Annotated in this window: 2 protein-coding genes; one reads left to right on the forward strand and one right to left on the reverse strand. The window is 73.7% G+C overall.

The window, feature by feature from the left end; genetic code table 11:
• On the forward strand, nucleotides 1-199 hold a 199-nt coding region (locus AOK24_RS44260; RefSeq protein ID WP_055725449.1), incomplete at its 5' end, for a DUF6191 domain-containing protein.
• Nucleotides 200-276: 77 nt separating this feature from the next.
• Here the strand turns inward: AOK24_RS44260 and AOK24_RS44265 are convergent.
• Complete coding sequence (locus AOK24_RS44265; protein ID WP_055725450.1) at nucleotides 277-1,428, reverse strand: PQQ-dependent sugar dehydrogenase; 1,152 nt, start codon at nucleotides 1,426-1,428, stop codon at nucleotides 277-279.
• Nucleotides 1,429-1,435: the final 7 nt, after the last annotated feature.

Consider the following 1,435-nt stretch of genomic DNA (forward strand, 5'->3'; position numbering starts at 1 on the left):
ACTCTTCTCCCCGGGCCGCAAGCACACGCAGGACGAGCAGAACCGGCTGGAGCTGACGCGGGAGGATGTCGGGGACGGGGATCCGGGGCGGGGGCCGATAGATCTGTCGTCGGGGAAGGTCACGGTGCGGGTGGCGCGCGCGGAGGAGGAGCCGGCGTCGCCGGGTGAGGGTCTCGGGGGCGATGCGGAGAAGGGCTGACGGGTCTTAGGGACCGCGTGTCGGGCCGGCTCCGCCGGTGGCCTCGACGGCCGTGTTGCGCCTCGGCCGTCCTTCCCTCAGCTCACCTCAAGCTCCAGGATCCGGTCGTCCCCGTCGCGTACCTCGCCGCGCCCGTCCGTGTTGCTGGTCGTCACCCACAGCTTGTTGCCCCCGGCGGCGACGACGGTCCGCAGGCGCCCGTACTTCTCTGTGAGGAATGCCTGCGGTTCGGCGGAAGCCTCCGTGCCGTTCAGAGGGATGCGCCACAGGCGCTGGCCCCGGAGCCCGGCCATCCAGAGGGAGCCCTCCGCGTAGGCGATGCCGCTGGGGGACGCCTCGGCGGTGGACCACTGGGCGAGGGGGTTGCGGTACTTGGCGTCGGTGGACTTGCCCTCCACCTCGGGCCAGCCGTAGTTGCCGCCGGGGGCGATCGCGTTGAGCTCGTCCCACGTGTTCTGCCCGAACTCGGCGGCGAAGAGGCGCTGCCGGGAGTCCCAGGCGAGCCCCTGGACGTTGCGGTGGCCGTAGGAGTAGACGGGGGAGTCGGGGGTGGGGTTGCCCGGCGCGGGCTCGCCCTCGGGGGTCAGCCGGAGGATCTTGCCGCCGAGGGAGTCGAGGTCCTGGGAGAGCCCCGTGTCACCGGACTCCCCGGTGCCCGCGTACAGCATCCCGTCGGGCCCGAACGCGATACGCCCGCCGTTGTGGATACGCCCCTTGGGGATGCCCCTGAACACCGTGTCGGGAGCCCCGAGCTGCTGCCCCGCCGGCCGCTGGACGTCGTACCGCATCCGGACGATGCGGTTGTCGGACTCGGACGTGAAGTACGCGTACACCATCCGGTCGGAGGCGAACCGCGGCGACAGGGCGAGCCCCAGCAGCCCCCCTTCGCCGTCGGGCGACACCCCGGGCACCTCGCCCACCTCGGTCTTGGCCCCGCCCTCGACCAGCGTGACCGTCCCCTCGTCGCGGGACGCCACCAGCAGCCCCCCGCCGGGGATCGCGGCGACACCCCAGGGCGACTTCAGCCCCTCGGCGACGGTCCGCACGACCCGGACGGACCCCTTTGCGGGCGGCGGCTCGGCCTCCCCGCGAGGAGCCGGGCTCCCGGCGGACGAAGCGGAGGAAGGAGCCCCGGGGGACGCCCCGCCCTCGGGCTCCCGCGCATCGGAGTCCCCGGACGAACAACCGGCCCCCAGCAGCAGCACCCCGACCGCCACCCCGGCCACCACACCGCGA

Source organism: Streptomyces niveiscabiei, assembly GCF_001419795.1.
Classification (GTDB): domain Bacteria; phylum Actinomycetota; class Actinomycetes; order Streptomycetales; family Streptomycetaceae; genus Streptomyces; species Streptomyces niveiscabiei.